Source organism: Micromonospora sp. NPDC047670 (genome assembly GCF_043204915.1).
Taxonomy (GTDB): domain Bacteria; phylum Actinomycetota; class Actinomycetes; order Mycobacteriales; family Micromonosporaceae; genus Micromonospora.
The window spans coordinates 167095-185967 of record NZ_JBIDDA010000006.1; the positions used below are offsets into that span (position 1 = coordinate 167095).

Here is an 18873-nt window from a genome sequence, read left to right on the forward strand (position 1 = left end):
GGGCCGCGGGGGGGGGGGGGGGGTGGGGGGGGGGGGGGGGGGGGGGGGGGGGGGGGGGGGGGGGGGGGGGGGGGGGGGGGGGGGGGGGGGCGGGCGCCCCGGGCCGGCGCGGGCGCCAGCCGCCGGCGGGAAGGTCGCCGTCCAGCTCGTCGGGGACGGTCCCCGGCAGGCCCCCGCGCCGGTGCCACGGTCGCGCGTCGGCGCCGTACCGCCGTCACCCTGACGCGTCGCGTCGGCGCGCCCAGCGCACGGCGCGGGCCGTCCGGCGATCCAGTCGGTAATCCGTCACCGGGCATCCACGAGCTGCGATCAGGTAATCAGGTCTTTACGATGTGTCGACGTTCCCGACAAGGAAGGTCGATGCCCAGTGCGTCGCCCGACGTTCCGCCCCCCGCCCGTCACCGTGCCGGAGGCCGTCCCCTCGCCGGGGCGGCGCGGGCTGCCGGTTGCCCGGTCGACCCTCCTGCCGGCGCCTCTGCCGGCAGGGTCCCCGTCCGGCCGTCCCGCGCCCGGCGACGACCGCACCGCCACCGTGGACGCCGGCGCGATCGGGTCCGGGCCGATCCTCGACGCGCAGTGGCCGACGACGGTCGGCCACGGCTTCGTCCCACCACCCGTGCCACCTGGCGACCGGCTGCCCGGGGCGAGCGTGCGCCCCGGCTGAGTCCCGGCGGACCCGCCCGCGCGGTCATCCGGCTCGTCCGGCCGCACCGCCCGGCGCGTGGTCACACGTGCCCGTGCCCGTCACTCGCCAGCCGACGCGTCACGGGCGGGACCCCGTCCGTCCACGCGGCCGGCCCGCGAAGTCCCGTCCAAGGGACCCGATCGCCACCGCGTACCCCAGATCGGAGCTCCGCGTTGATCCGCGTTGTCGTCGCCGAGGAGATGCGCCTGTTGCGCACCGCGCTGTGCGCCGCGTTGTCGAGCGAGGAGGAGATCGAGGTCGTCGCCGAGGTGGCCGGAACGACGGACCTGTCCGACGTGGTGCGCCGGCACCGGCCCGACGTGGTGTTGGTCGACCTGGCGTCGGACGTGCCGCAGCCGGTCGACGTCGTCGCGACCATCACCGAGGCGGGGCCGGACACGGCCGTGCTCGCCATGGGACGCCGGTGGAGCCCGGCGGTGGTCGGGGACCTCCTAGCCGCCGGGGTGCGGGGCCTGATCGGCAAGGACGCCCCGTTGGAGGCGCTGGTCGACGCCGTGCGGGAACTCGCCGCCGGCGGCAAGGTCATCGACGCGGAGGCCGCCGCGACGGCGCTGCGTCCGCCGTCCAGCCCGCTGACCCGCCGGGAGGTGGAGGTGCTGCGGGTGGCCGCCGAGGGTCTGCCGCTCAAGGAGATCGCCCGCAGGCTCTTCCTGGCGCACGGGACGGTACGCAACCACCTGTCGGCGATCATGCGCAAGACGGGTGCGCGCAACCGGATGGAGGCGGTGTGGCGCGCCCGCCGCGACGGTTGGATGTGACCGGTGGAGCCGGTCTGGCAGGCACCCCGTGCGCCTGTCTCCAGGAGGGGAGGTGCTCTCCGCTCGCCGAGCGATACCGATTGGTATGTGTTTGAATGCGGACGGTCCGTGATCCACCTGACGATGCTCGGGAAGGTCCACCGTGATCCGTACCCTGCTCGCCCTCGACGGTGCCCTGGTCCGCGGCGCCCTCTCGCTCGTCCTCGCCGCCGAGGAGGACATCAGTGTGGTGGCGGAGCTGGACCGGGGCGACGCGCTCCCACAGGCGGTGCGGGCGCAACGGCCCGACGTGGCGGTCGTGGACCTCGATCTCGTCGGTGGGAACGGGATGGCGGGGCAGTGCCCCCTGCTGGTGCTCGCGGACCGCCGCCGCGCGCGCAGCCTGCACCGGGTCCTCGCGCCCGGACGGACGGTCGGCGTCCTCGGCAGCGACGTCTCGCCGCAGCGGGTCGTGGACGGGATCCGACGGTTGGCCCGGCGGGAGTCGGTGATCGACGCGGATCTGGTGATGGCGGCGCTGACCCGGGACAGCCCACTGACCTCGCGGGAGACGCAGATCCTCGACCTGACCGCGGCCGGGGCGCCGGTGGTGGAGGTCGCCCGGGCGCTCGGCCTCGCCGCGGGGACGGTGCGCAACCACCTCGGGCGGATCGCCCGCAAGGCGGGCGCGCGGACCAGGGTGGAGGCGGTGCGGGTAGCCCGCGAGGCCGGCTGGATCTGACGGCGGTAGGCACGACAGAGGCAGGGCGGGGCGCCGGTGGTGTGGCGAGGTCGCCACGCCACCGGCGTCGCCGGGCCCGTGCCGGGGGCCGGGGCCGGTGCATCCCTGGGCGCTCCAGCCAGATCAGCCTCCGGGCGGTGGTGGACCACTGGTGGGCGCCCTTCCCCGACGGTTGCGGCGAGCGCCCGTCGGCCGGGCAGGCCGGTTTCCCAGGGACGAGAGGGCCTGGGTAGCGTGCCCGTCATGAGTGCGGACACCTTCCGCTCGGTCGAGATCGAGCGCACCAGCGTCGGACGGTACGTCGTGCGGAACGTCCGCGGCGGATCGATGTCGATGGGCACGGGCGAGGACGCCAGCTTCACGCCGGTGGAGCTGCTCCTGGCGGCCATCGGCGGCTGCACCGCGGTCGACGTGGACCTCGTCACGAGCCGCCGCGCCGAGCCGATCCAGTTCTCGGTCGAGGTCACCGGCGACAAGATCCGGGACGAGGCCGGAGCAAACCGGATGCAGAACCTCGAGGCCCGGTTCACCGTGACGTTCCCGGTGGGCGCGGACGGCGACCGGGCACGTGAGGCGCTGCCCCGGTCGTTGCGGCAGTCGCACGACCGGCTCTGCACCGTCTCCCGCACCGTCGAACTCGGCACTCCCGTCTCGATCGTCGAGGCTGCCGGCTCCGCCGGTGACGTCTGAAGGACGTCACCCGGCGGAGCCGGGCGGTGAGGCGTTCGATCATCAGCCCGGGCGCTGAGAGCGTGCCGACGCCGACGCCGACGCCGTCGACGGAGGCGGGTCAGTGGTGGTGGCCGTGCCGGCCGAGGGTCTCCACGGGGGTTGCGCCGGGGCGGGTCCACTGGGGCACGGGGCGGCTGGTCGGGCCCCAGGTGGCGTTTCCGTCCGCGTCCGTGCGCCAGTACCAGCACGCGTTGCGCCCCTCGGGCCAGCCCTCGGGGTTGTCCTCCCACGCCTCGCCGCGGCCGTAGGGCGTCATGTCGAGCAGGCCGAAGGAGCCGTTGACCGGCTCGTTGCCACGGCTTGTCGTGGAATAGGTGAGGAACGCGCGGTCGCCGTCCCGTAGGAAGCAGGTGATGGACCCCATGCTGCCGCCGACGGGGGCGTCCACGTCGCGCACCGAGTACCAGGGCTGGGTGTAGCCCATGAACTCGACGTAGGGGGCGACCTCGTCCCACCGGCCGACGGTCAGGATGGCGAACGAGACGCCGCGGGCGTTGAGGTAGGCGGCGTCCTTCAGGTGCCAGGCGGTGGTGGTGCAGCCCTCGCACTGTCCCTGGTGCGGAGCGCCGTCCCACCACATGTGCTTGTAGACCACGAGTTCGTCGCGGCCCTGGAACAGGTCGAGGAACGGGGTCGGGCCGTCGGGCCCGACGACCTCGACCGTCGCGTCGAGCTCGACCATCGGCAGCCGGCGGCGGGCCGCGGCGATGGCATCGCCCTCGCGGGTGTGGGCCTTCTCGCGGACCAGGAGCTCGTCGCGGGCGGCCTGCCAGGTGGCCAGGTCGACCACGGGCGGGCGGCCGGGCAGCGCGCTGGTCGGGGCGTCGGGCGTGGTCGTCATGGTGTCCTCCGTGGTGTCTCGTGCCAGGCGGCGTCGTACGACGTACTACGACACCGGGACAGACGCGGAACGCGGCCGAAACTCATCGCTGCGGGGGCCTCGGCCGATCCTGCACCCGCGGCGCTCGTCGGGAGGACGGGCGTGCGGTGTCCAGCCGAATCTCCCGGGGGATGCGGTGAGCGGGTTACGGACCGGCAGGTCAGCCGAAGGACTGCTGCCCGCATTCGGTGAGCCTGCGCCGGAGGAGGTCCCGTTCGGGTGCGGTGCCGGCCAGGTCGAGCGCCTCCCGGTAGGCGGCGGCCGCCTCGGCGTGACGGCCGGCCCGGTGCAGCAGGTCGGCCCGGGCGACGGTGTAGGGGTGGTAGCCGCGCAGCAGCGCCTCGTCGGCGAGCTCGTCCAGCAGCGCCAGGCCGGCCTGCGGGCCGTCGCGCATCGCCACGGCCACCGCCCGGTTCACCGCGACGATGGGGGAGTCGGTCAGTGCCAGCAGCACGTCGTAGAGCGCCACGATCTGGGGCCAGTCGGTGGTGGCCACGTCGGCCGCCTCGTCGTGCAGCGCGGCGATCGCCGCCTGCACTCCGTACCGGCCGGGCGGCCCGCCGGTCAACGCGGCCCGGACCAGCCCGATCCCCTCGGCGATCATGGCGCGGTCCCAGCGGCCGCGGTCCTGATCGTCGAGCAGGACCAGTTCGCCGTCCGGCCCGGTGCGCGCGTCGCGTCGGGCGTGGACGAGCAACATCAGGGCGAGCAGCCCGGCCACCTCCCGCTCGGTGGGCAGCAGTTGGCGCAGTATCCGGGCCAGCCGGATGGCCTCCTCGGCGAGGTCGACGCGTTGCAGCCGCGGGCCCGCGCTGGCCGCGTACCCCTCGGTGAAGATCGAGTACACCGCTTGCAGGACCCCCGGCAGCCGCTGCGGCAACTCGTCGGCGGGCGGCACCCGGAACGGGATCCGCGCTTGCCTGATCTTCTGCTTCGCCCGCGTGATCCGCTTGGCCATCGTCTGCGCCGGTACCAGGAACGCCCGCGCCACCTCGGTGGTGGTCAGCCCGGCCAGAAAGCGCAGGGTCAGCGCGCCACGGTCCTCCGCCGCCAGCGCCGGGTGCGCGCAGGTGAAGAACAGCAGCAGCCGCTCGTCCGGGAGGTCGCCGCCGGGCTCCGGGGGTGGGACCGGACCGGCACGGTCGGCCTCCGCCTGGAGGATGGCCAGCCGCGCCGCGTACGCCTGGTCGCGGCGCAACCGGTCGATCGCCCGGCGCCGCGCCGTGGTCATCAGCCACGCTCCCGGCCGGGGCGGAACCCCGTCGACCGGCCACGACGCCAGCGCCGCCTCGACCGCTTCGGAGGTGACCTCCTCCGCGAGGTCCAGGTCGCCGAAGCGGCGCACCAGGGCGGCCAGCAGCCGGCCGCGTTCCTCGCGGAACACCGCCGCCACCAACGCCATCGGCGTCTCGGGCGACGCCGCCGATGACCTGTCCGGCGCCGCGGCGCCGGCCGCCAGTGCGTCCATCGCGGTCAGGCCCCGAACTCGGCCACCGGCCGGATCACGACCGAGCCGTCACCCCAGGCGCCGGGGCAGCGGGCGGCCCAGTCCAACGCGGCGTCGAGGTCCGGCACGTCGATCACGTAGAAGCCGCCGAGCACCTCGCGCGTCTCGGCGAACGGCCCGTCGGTCACGATCCGCTGGCCGTCCGACCCGACCCGCACCGTCGTGGCGGTCACCAGATCGGCCAGCGACTCTCCGCAGACGAAGATGCCGGCATCCCTGACCTCCTTGTCGTAGGCGATCCAGTCCTCGACCGTGCAGCCGGTGTTCACACCGTTCCCGTCCACCGCGCCAGCATTGATCAACAGTAGGTACTTCACGATTTGTCTCCTGTCCGTCCCTGCCCTCGTGCGGCGGCGGCCGCACGCAATCTCTACGGACGAGACCCCGCCAGATGGACACCCCCGCCGGAAATAATCCACCCGGACCGCTCCGACTCCCGGCTGCGGAGCCCTCTCCCTCGTACCGCCCGCCAGCCGAGGGACCCGCGCGTGCCGATCGCGCACCTGCCCCCGCCTGCCGACACCGCCATCGCCGACCGTCCGTCCACCAGGATCCGTACGACCGGCGATCGCGTCACTGCCGTCGGCCAGCCTCACCGTCAGACCGCCCCCCGGCTCGGGGTCGTGACCTGTCTGTCGGCCCACACCGACGCGCACGCGCCCCGTCAACCCAGCGCACTCAGTCTGACAGCCCGCTTGAGGAAGACGACGCCGTCGATCATGTCGAGGTGTGCCGGGTCGAGCGGGAAGTAGGCGAAATCGTGGGAGACGCGGCGGGTGGGTTCCGTGACGGCCCGGGCCAGGCGGCGGGCGTCGACGAGACAGCGGTTCCACGGCAGCGTGGACAGGATGCCCTCGACGGTGTCCGGGGGCGGGGTGTCGTCGCCGGCCGTGCCGAGGGCTGAGGCCAGGAAGGCGTACCGGTCGCCCAGGTGCGTCGCGGTTATCGCCCCCGCGCTCCACCATTCCAGCTGTTGGTCGCCGAACGACATGGAGCTCCTGTTCCGCTGCAGGTGGAGATTGCTGGCGGAGACCAGTGCCGGGCCGTGCTCGGCGACCGCACGCAGGTTGGCGGCCATCAGCGCGTCCCGCAGGGCAGACAGCCGCGTCCACCGTGCCGGGGACGCGTCGGCCATCCAGTAGTGGTAGCGGAGCAGGCCGGTGGCGGTGCGCGCGTACAGTGCCGCCCGCGCCCTGTCCTCCGCGCTCAGCTGCGGTGCCTGCGTGTCCAGCAGCGCCACCAGGTCGTCGGCGACCAGCCGCAGCCGCTGGGCGTCGACGGACCGGCCGATCGACTGGGCGGGATCCATGGCTGCGGCCTCGGTCGACCACCGGTCGTCGGGGCCCAGCAGCGCATCGAGGGTTTCTCTGGTCACCACGGTGCGGGGGAGCGGGCCGTCGAGGAGGTCGTAGAGGGCGGTGAGCGCCTGACGCGGGCTCGCCGCCCAATACTCCAGCGGACCGTCGAACCCGAAGAACCGCAGCTTTTCGTCGTGCTCCTCGTTGTATGCCCGCATCCAGCGCACGAGCTCCCGGTTGGCCGGTGACGCGCCGAAGCCGTGGCTGAAGCCACGCTCCATGACGTCATCGAGGGTGCCCGCGCCCGTCCTGATGTAGCCGTCCACCACGAGGCCCCTGAGGCAGTCGCTCTCGATGGCGAACGACCGGTAGCCCTCGTGCTCGACCAGGTGCCGGAAGACCTCGTTGCGCAACTCGCCCAGCTCTTCGACGAAGTGCCGGGCCTCGCCCAGGCCGAGCAGCAGGGGGCGGGCGGGAAGCGAGCGGAGGAACGCCGAGACGCCCGCGCCATCGAGTGGCCGGGCCGAGTCCACGATATTCATTCCGTCAACGGTATCGTTGAACTCTCGGTTGAGACTTTCACCCAGAATCCTCGCGACTGGAGCGGACGAACCTTCAATCGGCGATGAACCGGCCGTGTCGGTGGACCCGGCCGGTGGTCCGGCCGCCGCACCGCACTCGGCCCTTGTCGAACGGCGGTGGCCGGCCGCGCCCCGCGTGATCCCATCGACGCGCGGGTGCCGCCGAACGACCCGTGGACGCCCGAAGGCGAGATCAGAGCCAGCCGCGGCGGACGGCCGCCACGCCGGCCTCGAATCGGGTCGTCGCCCCCAGCCGCTCCATCACCATGGCGATACGGCGGCGCGCGGTGCGTGAGCTGACCCCCAACTGCCGGGCGATCGCCTGGTCGGTCAGGCCGGCGCCCAGCAGCCGGGCGACCACCGTCTCCTGCTCGGTCAGCTCGTCGGCGCCGGTGCCGTGTGAGTCGGGCACGATGGGACTGGCGAGGGACCAGTGCGCCTCGAAGAGCGCGATCAGCGCGTCCAGCAGCGACGATCGGTGGATGATGGCGGCGGCTTCGGTCTCCACCGTGCCGGCGACGAGCATGATGACGCCGACCTGGTCGTCATAGACCCTGAGTTTGACCGGCACCGTCGGCAGGGCACGGGCCTGCTCGCCGAGCCGGACCAGCTCGGTGATGACGGCCAGTCGGCCCGGCAGTTCCAGTGCCGCGGTGTCGTAGATGGCCCGGATCTCGACGCCGGACTCAAGCAGCGGGCGCTCGACGCCGACCTCGTCGAACTCCCCGAACTGCTGGGTGTACGGGGGACGGTCGAAGGTCATGATCGAGGTTGTCGTCAGCCGCTCCAACTCGGACAGACGCAGGGAGATCGCGGCGGCGCCGACGACGGTCTCGATCAGCCCGGACGGGTGTGCCTGCAGGTTGCCGAGCCGGAAGTCGTCGACCAGCTCGGCCACGGCGGCGCGTGCCTGCGCCAGGCCGGCCCGGTGCTGGAAGATGAGCCTCTCGATGGTGGCTTCGGGCGACGCTGGCCGGTAGCGGCCCCGACCCGTGCTGCGGATCAGACCCAGCGACTCCAGCCGGGACAGCGTCCGGCCGAGCATGCGGGCTGTCGCGTCGAGCACCGTGGCGAGTTCGGCGGAGGACACCTCGGCGCGCCGCAGCACCGCTCGATACACCTGTTCCTCGAACGGGCTGATGCCCAGCGCCTCGAGCACCCGTCCTCCCCTGAGCGACCCGGCTCGCTGGCCAGATGTGGAACCTTCCACATTCGGCCAGCTCGAAGTCTAGACCACGATGATCACTCACGTTTGACTCTCTCCCACTGGGACGACCTGTTCGACCACGAGCCGAGGGAGCACCGAGGATGAGACGAACGTTCCATGGCCGATGGTTCGGGCCGGTACTGGCGGCCGTGACCGTCGGGGCCCTGACCGCGACGCCGGGCGCCGGCGTCGCCGCACCGGGACCCGGGGGCGACGCCGGCGCCGCCCGTGACGCGACGCCGGGTGGCGGCGTGCCCGTCGCCTTCGCCGGACCCGAGTCGACGTCGATCACGCTGATCACCGGGGACACGGTCGAGTACACCAGGTTCGGCGACGGCCGGGTGGCTGCGACGATCGACCCCGTCCCGGGCCGGGAGGGCGTGAGCTACCGCCTCCGCACCGCCGAGGACGGCCACTACTACGCGCTGCCCAGCGACGGGCAGGCGGCGATCGCCTCGGGGTTGCTCGACGAGCGGTTGTTCGACCTCACCTACCTGGCCGAGAACGCGTACGCCGATGCCAGTACCGCCGAGGTCCCGGTGATCGTGCGGTACGAGCAGGACATCTCGGCCGCCCGGCTCACCGCCAAGGCGAAGACCCTGCGCGGCGCCAGCAAGTCGCGGGGCCTGGACAGCGTCAACGGCGCCGCCGTGGCGGTGGCGAAGAAGAAGGCCAACGACTTCTGGCAGGACGTGACCGACCCGAGGTCCGGTCTGGAGAAGGTCTGGCTGGACGGCCGGGTCAGGGCGCTGGACGACGTCAGCAACGGGCAGATCGGCGCGCCGACCGCCTGGCAGGCGGGATACACCGGCAAGGGCGTCAAGGTCGCGATCATCGACACCGGCATCGACGACACCCACCCCGACCTCGCTGGCACGGTGGTGCGCGAGCGCAACTTCATCCCGGCCGGCCGCCCGGGAGGCGGCACGCCGGACGACGCCAAGGACGGCCACGGCCACGGCACCCACGTCGCCTCGATCGTCACCGGGTCGGGCGCGGCGTCCGCCGGCCGGTACCGGGGAGTCGCCGCCGGCGTCGACCTCGCCATCGCCAAAGCGCTCGACGACAACGGTGGCGGTACCGACTCGGAGATCATCGCGGCCATGGAGTGGGCGGCGGGTCCGCAGGACGCGGCGATCGTGAGCATGAGCCTGGGCGGCGGCGCGACGGACGGAACGGACCCGCTCAGCCTGGCGGTCAACGACCTCACCGCGAAACACGGCACGTTGTTCGTGATCGCCGCCGGCAACGACGGTCCCGGCGCCGGCACGGTCGCCGCACCGGGCGCGGCGGACGCGGCGCTGACCGTGGGCGCGGTCGACGCGAACGACCAGCTCGCCAGCTTCTCCAGCCGCGGCCCCCGCCTCGGTGACTTCGCGATCAAGCCGGAGATCACTGCGCCCGGGGTGAACACCGTGGCGGCCCGCGCGGCGGGCACCACGATGGGCACCCCGCTCAACGACCGGTACACCGCCGCGTCCGGCACCTCGATGGCCACCCCGCACGTGGCGGCCGCGGCGGCGATCCTGGCCCAGCAGCACCCGGACTGGACCAACAGCCAGCTCAAGACGGCGCTGGTCGGCAGCGCGGCCAGCGTCAGCGGCACCGTCTACGAGCACGGCGCCGGACGGCTCGACGTGGGGCGGGCGGTGACCCAGCCGATCACCGTCGACACGCCGAAGGTGTCCGGGCGATTCGACCACCCGTACACCGGCCAGACCCTGACCCGCACCATCACCTACCACAACGCCGGCAGCAGTCCCGTCGAGCTTGACCTGGACCTGTCGATGACCGGAGAGAACGGCAGCCCCGCCCCCTCCGGGTTCGCCACCCTCGATCGGGACAGGATCACCGTGCCCGCCTCCGGGTCGGCGAGCGTGACGCTCACCATGGAACCGACCGCCGGTGCCGCCGGCGTGTTCACCGGTCGGCTGCGCGCCCGCAACGCCGCCGGCAACCAGGTCGTCGTGCCGCTCAGCGCGCGGTTGGGGGCCAAGATGGCCACCCTGACCGTCCGCCTCGTCGGCCGCCCCGGGCAGCCCATCGAGCCCGCCGCCGCGTACACGGTCGGCGCCGTGATGCTCAACGACACCGACCCGAAGCTGGAGGGAGCGCCGCGCGGCTACACGAGCGACTGGAACGGCTGGCGGCGCGTCGAGGGGACGCAGGACACCTGGGAGGTGAAGATGCGGGTGGCCGAGGGCGGCGTCTACGGAGTCGAGACCATCGCCAACGACCGGGCGGCCGGCAGCCCGCCGAACTCGTACGTCCACACGAACCTGTTGTTCGAGCCCGAGGTCCCGGTGCCGGGCGACGCCACCGTGACGTTCGACCTTGCCGAGACGACCCCCGTCACGTTCCGGACCGAGCAGCCGAGCGTCCCGCACACCGCGAACTTCGCATGGGGCTACGTCGCCGCGTCCGGCCGTGCGTACAACGGCGCACAGACCGCAGCGGGTTACCTGAGCGCCGGCTACTACCGGGTGTCGCCGACCAAGCCGGGCGCCATCGGTAGGTTCTGGTTCTCGCCCGACGTCATCCAGATCGCGCCCCAGGCGCTCCTCGATCTGGGCGGCCGGCAGGGACCCATGCCCGCACGGTACGCCGACGACTACGGCAGCCTGCTCCAGCCGCAGGTGGCGGCCTTCGAGACCGACCGGCGTTCCCGGTTGGTCGGGGCGGACGTCCTGGACGCCGGAGGTGATGTCCGCGGCGCGCTGGTGTTCGTCCCGGCCAGGTCCCAGCAGGAGATGTTCGCCGCCACCGACGCGGCCATCGCCGGCCGGGCGGCGGGGCTGGTCACCGACATGACGCTGCCCACCGACCCGCTGAGGTACGACGAGATCGACCTGCCCGTGTTGATCGTCGACACCGCCACCGCGGGGAAACTGGCGGTGGCGGTCGCCGAGAAGGCCAGCCCGCCCGTCACGATCCGCGCCCAGATGCAGGCACCGTACGAATACAAGATCGTCCACTACTTCAACGACGGCATTCCCGAGTCGATGCCGCAACCCGCACGGGACGCGGACCTCGCTCAGGTGCGGGCGACCTACCACGCCGACCAGCCCGCCGTGAACGGGAGCCGTCGACCGCTGCCGGACACGGTGGAGGTCAGCCACGCCTACAACCCCTGGCAGTTCTTCTCCTTCAAGGCCGGCCACGCGTTCGTCGGCCGCACGACGCGGACCGACTACCACACGGTCACCGGCCCGGACGTGGTCTGGGACCGCACCCTCCACTCGGGGGACCTGGCCACCACCAGCCTGTACACCGTGGTGTCGAGCCGGGCCTTCAGCGCACCCGAGCGCAGCGAGGAGTCCTGGAACGAGCTGCGGATACCGGGCAACAGCCAGCGCGGGCCGGGGATCCGTCCGGAGATCTACCGGAGCCACGCCATGCCGTGCGACAGCTGCCGTACCGGCGACGTGCTGCGGATCCGCTCGCTGCACGCCGTCGGCGCCGGGCAGTACACCGACGCGGGCGACCCGACCCACCTCGCGCTGGAAGGCGAGCAGGCCGAGCAGGCCCGCCTCTACCGGCTGGACGCGATGGGCAACGCCACCGAGCTCACCCCGGCGTACGACGCGTACCAGTTGCCCTACTACACGCTGCCCGCCGAGGCGAGCACGTACCGGGCGACCAGCAGCTACAAGCCCGACCGGGTGGGCCAGCGGTACGGCAGGCAGATCGACACCACCTGGACGTTCCGCTCGCAACGCCCGACCACCTCGACGGTCCAGCAGCCGAACACCTGCCTGGAACACGTGCTGTACGGCAAGACCGACCCGTGTGTGTGGGAGCCGATGATCATGCCGAGTTACCAGCTCGGCCTGTCGGCGAACAACACCGCGCCCGTCGGTCGGCACGGGATCACCGTCAGCGCGCAGTCCGGGGCCGGCATCACGACGAAACTCGCCGGCGTGAAGATGTGGACCTCACCCGACGGCGGCCGGACCTGGAAGCCGGCATCGGTGAAGGCCGGGCCGGACCACACGTTCCAGGTCACGTACCAGAACCCGAAGGCGGCCGACACCACCAACGCGACCGTCAGCCTCAAGCTCGAGGCGTGGGACACCGACGGTAACCGGGTAGAGCAGGTCGTCCGCGACGCGTACGGGCTCACCAGGAACTGACAGCGACGGTGACCTGACCGACGCGCCGGGACAGCGCCCGGGCGACCGCCGGTTCACGGCGACGCTCGGGGCTGTCCCGGCTCGGGTCGCACGCCCTGCACGCGCGGGTTGCGGTACGCCTGACCTGGGAGGGCGCCTGCACCGCCTGCGGCAGGTCAGCGGGCCGACGCCGCCGTGACCCTGCGGGTCTTGTCTACGAGGACGATCAGCAGTACGAACGCCGCGACGGCGGTAGCGGTACGGATGTCGTGGTAGACCTCCCAGCGTTGCAGGATCTCGGCGTGGTCGGGCGGAAGCGAGGACGACCACGTCTTGATCTTTCCGTTGATGGGGACGTTTCCGAAGCGGGTGACGAGCAGGGAGGTGAGTGCGAGCACGCCCGCCGCGACGGCGTACCACCGGGCCGCGACGCGCAGTGTGATCGCGAGCCAGAACGAGCTGAGCAGGCTGACCGCCATCAGCGCCTGCATGAAGATGCCGTTCATGTACATGAGCGCTGTGCGGTATTGCAGGTGGACGTCCAGGGGGACCGCGTCGAAGGTGGGAACGACGGAGACGAGGGCGTAGGCGAACGCGCCGGCGAGCAGCCCGGTGGACAGCACGGCGAGTGCCTGGGCGATCCGGCTAGGCACTCTTCGCTCCGGACGTGTGGGCTTCGGCGAGGTCTGCTTCGATGTGGCCGACGGCGGCCATGGCCCCATAGGCGAGCAGGTAGACGGTGCAGTGGTCGGAGTACCGCCGGTCCGTTGCCCGCCAGGCGGCCACCTCGTCGTCGGTGAGGGCTTCCGGTAGGAGTCCGGCGAGGACGGCCAGGTGCGCTCCGATCCGTTCCTGTTCGGGCAGCCTCGACAGCGGCTCGTCCAGATGGCCGGCGTCGGCGGGGCGGCGGCCCCGATGCGCACTGATGACGTCACGTACGGCTTGGCAGGCCGCGGGGGTGAGCAGCCCGGCTCCCTGCCCGGCTACGGCGGCGAGGGTGGCGTACGCCGTGCCCGCCGGGGTGCCGTCGCCCCACTGCGGTGGTCGCCCTTCGGGCAGGCCGGCCAGCAGGGGCAGGCTGGCTCCGGGTGCCCGGTCGGTTCGCCATTGCCGGAACACCGGGGCGCCCTCGAAGGCCGGCTCGTCGGCGGGGTCCAGCGTGCCGGGCGTGAGTCCGGCAGGCAGCATGGCGAGCACCATGCGGTTGATGAAGTGGCTGATCAGTGCTGTGCCGAAATATTCGGCGACCGGTTCGTCGGGCAGGGGCGCGGGGGCGCCCGGGGTGGCGGTTGACCGGGCCCAGTCCAGCAGTGCCGCGTGCCGCGCGTCGGCAGGCGGTTCACCCCGGTCGACGGCGTCGGCCAGGTCCGGCCGGCCGAGAAGCCGCAGGGCGCCCAGCCAGGCGAGCGTGTCGTAGCGGCAGTGGTTCGCCTGTGACACGCCGAGCGCCACCAGCGTCTTGTCCAGGACGGGCGCGGCTCCGACGAGGTGCGCTTCGCGGGTGAGGCTCCAGCCGGCGGCAAGGACCTCCGGCGCAGGTGAGGTCATCCGCACGGCGGGGCCGATGCTGCTTGCCTCGGTGTCGGCCTGCTCGTAGACCCTGGCCACCAGTCCGTTGGCCCGCTCTGGCGCGACGGGAGTGACGTGCCGTACGTACGTTGACACTGTTGGTCCTTTCGATGGGGTGGGAGCTCGCAGGCGACCAGCGCTCTGTCGGTGGGCATCGGCGACGCAGGACTCCCCGGGGGCATTCCGGCCGGGTTTCTCGGTGGCGGGGCACTCGGCGGGCGAAGCCGTGGCAGCGAGCGGCGGCGGTCGCGCCGGCGGCACGGCTCCGGGCGTCTCGTCCCTGGCCGACTGTTCGATGTCGGCCAGCGCCATGCCCGGCCCGCGGCGGTGGCGGGGCGACGCGTCGACGCCGGAGCCGCTGCCGCCGCAGCCGTGACCACCGCGGCCCCCAGGGCGTGTCGTCGAGTCAGCTCACGCACGGAGGCCTCCCACGATCAGGTCGGCGTTCGCCGATGCCCAGATACTGGCCGCGAATCAGCCGCCGGTCGTCCCGCCGACGTGGGCACTTTCCTCTGCTGCGCCCGCGGTACGCGCCTCCCGTGTCCGCCGCACGTCTACTGCGTTCGCGGTACGCCGCCGCTCGTCCCCGCGGGCGACGTCGCCACGGAGGCGAACCGGTTGGGGCGCCCGCATGAGCAAGATCGCGGCCGGGGCCGGGCGGCGGGGACTCCCCGTGTGCGTGGCGGCGATGCTCCTGGTCGCCGGAGCCTCCGTCGGACCCGGGCGGATCGATCCGCGCCCGCTGGGCCACGTGCTGCTCGCGGTCGATGGGCCGGTCCTGGCCTGTCGCCTTCGTGGTCCTGGTGTCGCCTGACGGCCCCGGCGGGTGAGGCTTTCGCCCAAGGCGTCCCCGGGCCGGGTTGGGTGCTCGGCGACGAGCAGCATTCCCCGCACGGGCTCGAGCACATCGACAAGCCCCAGCCTAGACTCACCCGGCAGGTCGCCGAGCTGCGAGAGCAGCTCGGCGCTGCGCAGGGGGCACCAGTGACAGCCGTGCCGGACGTGCCGGTCGATCCACTGCCGTTCGTCCAGCCGCTCGCCGATCGACACGAGGTCATCCGGCAGCAGGATGTCCGAACGGTCGGTGCCGGCACGCGATTCGGCGTCGTCTAACGCATGCTGGAGTACGTCAGCTGTCACAGGAGGTGCGGTCCTCCGTGGATCGTCGGCGATCAGGTCGCCGGGAGGCGCCGATGGCAGTGTGTTTTACACGGTGACGACGAGCTTGCCGGTCGTGTGCCGGCGGACGAAGTCGACGCATGCTTGAGCGCCCTGGTCGAGGGTGTAGCGGCGGCCGATCGTGGCTCGTAGTTCTCCGCGGGTTGCCAACTCGCCGACATCGCGCATCCCGCCGAAGGTGCCGTCCATGTCCAGCACGAAGTGCAGACGGACGTCGCGGCCGATCCGCTCCTGCTGCGGTACGGGGTAGGTGATCGTGAGGAGGCGTCCACCCGGGCGGATGGCGCCAGCGACTCCGGCAAGGTGGTCACTCGGTAGGGTCAGGTTGAAGGCGACGTCGACGTCGTAGGGGTACCCGGACTCCGCGTACCCGATGGTCTCGTCGGCGCCGAGTGCTCGCAGCATGGCGGCGTCAGCGGTCGTCGCGGTGGCGATCACTCGCGCCTGCGCGGCGGCCAGCAGGGGGATCACGGCAGTTCCGACGCCGCCGGTCGCGCCGACGACCAGGACGGTCTCGCCGGGCCGCACTCCGGCGGTGGCCATCAGTGCGCGTGCGGTCAGGCCGACGGTGGGCAGCGCGGCCGCCTGCTCGATGTCGAGGCCCGCTGGGCGGTGCGCCAGGAACGGGGTGTCGGCCTCGAAGACCGCGTACTCGGCCAGCGAGCCGGTGCTCAGCGACGGCCGGGTCGCACCGGCCATCGCCCGCAGCGCCCGCGGCACAGCCTGACCGAAGATCTCGTCGCCCACCTGATAGGCCGTCACGCCGGCGCCGACCTCGCTGACCGTGCCCGCGAAGTCGTTGCCGGGCACGTGCGGAAACCCCAGCGGCACGACGTCGCGGAAGTCCCCGCTGGGCAGCCGGACGTCCGCCGGATTGATCGAGGCGGCGGCGATCCGGACCTGGATCTGCCCCGGGCCGGGCCGAGGCACCGGCACGTCCCCCACGGTGTACTGCTCGGGCGGTCCGTAGCCGGTCACGACGACTGCCTTCATGCGCTCCTCCAAAAAAACGGACCGGACGGTCATGTTATCGGTCGCGAAGCTAGCAACAAGCGGACCGCGCGGTCAACTTGTTAGGGTGGCGTCGTGACCTCGACCCGTCCGTTGCGTGCCGACGCCGCCCGCAACCGACGGCTGCTGCTGGCAGCCGCCGCCGACGAGTTCGCGGAGCGTGGCCTGGACGTCTCGGTCGCCGACATCGCCCGCCGGGCCGGCCTCGGCAAGGGCACCCTGTTCCGTCACTTCGCCACGAAGGACGAGTTGCTCGCCGCGATCGTCCTCGACCGGGTCGACGGGCTCAACGCCGTCGGCGAACAGTTGCTCGAGGCGGCGGACCCGGGCGCCGCGCTGCTGGAGTTCCTCACCGTCGCCGCGGCCCAACAACAGCAACGCGACCTGTCGTTCCTGCAGGAAGCCGGCGAACTGACCGCGGACGTCACCAGGGCCCGCGAGCAGATGTTCCGCACCGTGCACAAGCTTGTCGATCGGGCACGTGAACACGGCGCCCTGCGGGCCGACGTCACCGGCGCCGACGTCATCCTGCTGATGTGCGCACCCAACTACGTCACCAGCTACGTGCCGGAGGCCCCGACCGACCTGTGGCAGCGATACCTCGCCATCATCTTCGACGGCCTACGCCCAGAAGGCGCCCATCCGCTGCCGCACCCGCCGCCGCCCGCTCTTTGACGCCGCGGAGTTGCGGGGCCGCCTCGATGCCCGACAGCGATCACAGGCGGCGGCGGTGAACAGCACGGTCAGGCCGAGGTCGGTCGGCGGGGTGCGGGGCGGCGCGCATGCCGTGTCCGCCTAGCTCCAGGTGCGGTCCAGGAAGTCGGCGATGAGCGGCGCGACCTCCGGCAGGTGGTCTTCGAGGGCGAAGTGGCCGGTGTCGAGAAGGTGAAGTTCGGCGTCGGGCAGGTCGCGGCGGTAGGCATGGGCACCGGGCTCGGGGAAGAACGGGTCGTTGCTTCCCCAGGTGATGAGCGTGGGCGGGGTGTGCCTGCGCAGCCATGCCTGCCAGCGCTCGTAGCGCTCGAGGTTGGAGTGGTAGTCGAACGCCAGGGCCACCTGCGCCTCCTTGCGGCCCGGTAGATCCAGGAAGTGCTGGTCGAGGGTCCAGCCGTCCGGGGCGAGCGACTCGGGGTCGGCGACGCCGGTCTCGTACTGGCTGCGGGTGCCGGGCAGGGTGAGTAGGTCGCGGATGGCGTCCTCGGCGCCGGGTGTCTCGGGGCGCAGGGCGATGAAGTCCCGGGCGCCGTCCGACAGCCCCTCGGCATAGGCGTTGCCGTTCTGCACGACCAGTCCCGCGATCCACTCGGGGTGCCGCTCGGCGAGCCGGAAGCCGACCGGCGCTCCGAAGTCGAAGACGTACATCACGAACCGATCGAGTCCGAGCCGCTGGACGAAGCCCTCGGTGATGTCGGCGAGCCGGTCGAAGGAGTGGGTGAAGCCGTCGGGAGTCCGGGTGTGGCCGAAGCCGGGGTAGTCCGGAGCGATCAGCCGGTATCGGGAGCCGAGGGCGTCGATGAGGCGGCGGAACTGGTGCGAGGCCGACGGGAAGCCGTGCAGAAGCAGCAGCACCGGCGCGTTGGGGCGATCGGGGAGCGACTCGCGGTAGAAGACCTGGACGCCGTCGACATCGAGGTGGCGGTGGCGGGTGCGGGTGATCGGGAGGGTCGACATGCTAATGCCCTTCTGGTGCAGATATCCATTAGGAGTAGCAGTCGTCCGCCTAATGTGTCAACCCCGAGGTGTAGCATTAGCGTCATGGATCTCGTCCCCCTGACCGGGGAGCCGCTGGCGCTGGACCTGGTCAACACCCGCCCGGCCACCGGCGATCTGCTGGCCACCCCCGACGACCTGCGCGCCTGGCTGGGCCTCCAGGCCGACCGGCTACCGGAGGCGCGGGAGCTCGCCACCGAGCTCACCCCCGCGGACCTGGCCGCCGTCCATGCGGTCCGCGAGCACACTGCCCAGGCCGTCGATCATGCGCGCCGGGGGACGCCACCATCCGCGACCGCCCTGGAGTCCCTCAACCAGGCCCAGCGTGCCGCACCCGCCATCAGCGAGCTGGCCTGGAACGGCACCTCGGTCACGGCCGTCCGTCGACGCGCCGGTGGCGGCGGGGCGCGCCTGGCGGCCTGGCTCGCCGAGGCCGCCGCCGAGCTGCTGGCCGACCCGGCGGTCTCCAAGATCCGCCAGTGCGAGGCCGACGACTGCGTGATGCTGTTCCTGCCCGCCCACCCCCGCCGCCGCTGGTGCTCGGCCGCCCGCTGCGGCAACCGCGTCCGCGTCGCCCGCCACTACCAGCGCCACAGGCCCGCCTGAACTCACGCGTAGGCATACTCGGACTGGTCCGGCGATGTCGTCCTTGGCCATGGCAACCCAGATGCTCGGGTCAGGTTGCGTTGGTGAGGTTCGCGCCGGCCAGGTCCGCGCTGCTCAGATCGTATGAGTCAGATCCGCATCCTTCAGATTCACGTACGACCCGCGACATGCGCGCTGCAAATCCGCGCGGCGAGCGGGCGGGGACAGCGGGCCGACAGCCGGAGCCGACCACCCGAAGCCGCAGGCCCGAGCGGCCCGGTCCGATCTCGACGTCCGGGCGGCGACCCGCCGGAGGG

The 18873-nt window shown here is 72.5% G+C and carries 16 protein-coding genes; 7 read left to right on the plus strand and 9 right to left on the minus strand.

What is annotated here, in order from left to right; all coding sequences use genetic code 11:
- The first annotated feature begins 858 nt into the window (after positions 1-858).
- From ACGF7U_RS16910 to ACGF7U_RS16920, 3 genes are all read left to right on the plus strand, one after another.
- On the plus strand, positions 859-1464 hold the full coding sequence (locus ACGF7U_RS16910) for a LuxR C-terminal-related transcriptional regulator (protein ID WP_393107466.1): 606 nt from the start codon (positions 859-861) through the stop codon (positions 1462-1464).
- A gap of 142 nt (positions 1465-1606) precedes the next feature.
- Entirely contained in the window at positions 1607-2185 is a 579-nt protein-coding gene (locus ACGF7U_RS16915; protein ID WP_393107468.1) for a response regulator transcription factor, read from the plus strand.
- Positions 2186-2428: 243 nt separating this feature from the next.
- On the plus strand, positions 2429-2875 hold the full coding sequence (locus ACGF7U_RS16920) for an OsmC family protein (protein WP_393107470.1): 447 nt from the start codon (positions 2429-2431) through the stop codon (positions 2873-2875).
- Positions 2876-2975: 100 nt separating this feature from the next.
- Here the strand turns inward: ACGF7U_RS16920 and ACGF7U_RS16925 are convergent, their stop codons facing one another.
- The 5 genes from ACGF7U_RS16925 to ACGF7U_RS16945 all read right to left on the minus strand — a co-directional run bounded on the left by ACGF7U_RS16925 (position 2976) and on the right by ACGF7U_RS16945 (position 8342).
- Positions 2976-3758: a DUF899 domain-containing protein gene (locus ACGF7U_RS16925; protein WP_393107472.1), complete on the minus strand. Its 783-nt coding sequence runs from the start codon at positions 3756-3758 to the stop codon at positions 2976-2978.
- A gap of 199 nt (positions 3759-3957) precedes the next feature.
- The gene (locus tag ACGF7U_RS16930) at positions 3958-5199 is read right to left on the minus strand and encodes an RNA polymerase sigma factor (RefSeq protein ID WP_393107990.1); all 1242 of its coding nucleotides are present in this window, start codon (positions 5197-5199) and stop codon (positions 3958-3960) included.
- Positions 5200-5270: 71 nt separating this feature from the next.
- Positions 5271-5621, minus strand: coding sequence for a YciI family protein (locus tag ACGF7U_RS16935; RefSeq protein ID WP_393107474.1), 351 nt, complete (start codon positions 5619-5621; stop codon positions 5271-5273).
- Positions 5622-5968: 347 nt separating this feature from the next.
- Positions 5969-7144, minus strand: a complete 1176-nt coding sequence (locus ACGF7U_RS16940; protein WP_393107477.1) for an erythromycin esterase family protein — start codon at positions 7142-7144, stop codon at positions 5969-5971.
- Positions 7145-7376: 232 nt separating this feature from the next.
- Positions 7377-8342, minus strand: coding sequence for a LuxR C-terminal-related transcriptional regulator (locus tag ACGF7U_RS16945; RefSeq protein ID WP_393107479.1), 966 nt, complete (start codon positions 8340-8342; stop codon positions 7377-7379).
- A 149-nt stretch (positions 8343-8491) separates the two neighbouring features.
- On the opposite strand from ACGF7U_RS16945, the gene ACGF7U_RS16950 reads away from it, so the two are divergent.
- Entirely contained in the window at positions 8492-12523 is a 4032-nt protein-coding gene (locus ACGF7U_RS16950; RefSeq protein WP_393107481.1) for a S8 family serine peptidase, read from the plus strand.
- Positions 12524-12678: 155 nt separating this feature from the next.
- On the opposite strand, the gene ACGF7U_RS16955 is transcribed toward ACGF7U_RS16950, so the two are convergent.
- A complete protein-coding gene (locus ACGF7U_RS16955; protein ID WP_393107483.1) occupies positions 12679-13155 on the minus strand; it encodes an anthrone oxygenase family protein in 477 nt (158 codons plus the stop codon).
- Positions 13148-14167, minus strand: coding sequence for a hypothetical protein (locus ACGF7U_RS16960; RefSeq protein ID WP_393107485.1), 1020 nt, complete (start codon positions 14165-14167; stop codon positions 13148-13150). Before ACGF7U_RS16960 ends, ACGF7U_RS16955 begins: the two co-directional genes overlap by 8 nt.
- 768 nt (positions 14168-14935) lie before the next feature.
- On the opposite strand from ACGF7U_RS16960, the gene ACGF7U_RS16965 reads away from it, so the two are divergent.
- Positions 14936-15184 carry a hypothetical protein gene (locus ACGF7U_RS16965; protein WP_393107487.1) on the plus strand — a complete coding sequence of 83 codons (249 nt, stop codon included), beginning with the start codon at positions 14936-14938 and terminating at the stop codon, positions 15182-15184.
- A 93-nt stretch (positions 15185-15277) separates the two neighbouring features.
- Here the strand turns inward: ACGF7U_RS16965 and ACGF7U_RS16970 are convergent, their stop codons facing one another.
- Positions 15278-16243: an NADP-dependent oxidoreductase gene (locus ACGF7U_RS16970; protein WP_393107489.1), complete on the minus strand. Its 966-nt coding sequence runs from the start codon at positions 16241-16243 to the stop codon at positions 15278-15280.
- Between the two features lie 93 nt (positions 16244-16336).
- On the opposite strand from ACGF7U_RS16970, the gene ACGF7U_RS16975 reads away from it, so the two are divergent.
- Positions 16337-16936 (plus strand): TetR/AcrR family transcriptional regulator, encoded by a 600-nt coding sequence (locus tag ACGF7U_RS16975; RefSeq protein WP_393107491.1) that lies wholly within the window; start codon positions 16337-16339, stop codon positions 16934-16936.
- 120 nt (positions 16937-17056) lie between these two features.
- Here the strand turns inward: ACGF7U_RS16975 and ACGF7U_RS16980 are convergent, their stop codons facing one another.
- On the minus strand, positions 17057-17932 hold the full coding sequence (locus ACGF7U_RS16980; RefSeq protein WP_393107493.1) for an alpha/beta fold hydrolase: 876 nt from the start codon (positions 17930-17932) through the stop codon (positions 17057-17059).
- Positions 17933-18016: 84 nt separating this feature from the next.
- Here ACGF7U_RS16980 and ACGF7U_RS16985 point away from each other — a divergent pair, with 84 nt between their 5' ends.
- Positions 18017-18577 (plus strand): CGNR zinc finger domain-containing protein, encoded by a 561-nt coding sequence (locus tag ACGF7U_RS16985; protein ID WP_393107495.1) that lies wholly within the window; start codon positions 18017-18019, stop codon positions 18575-18577.
- Positions 18578-18873 lie beyond the last annotated feature (296 nt).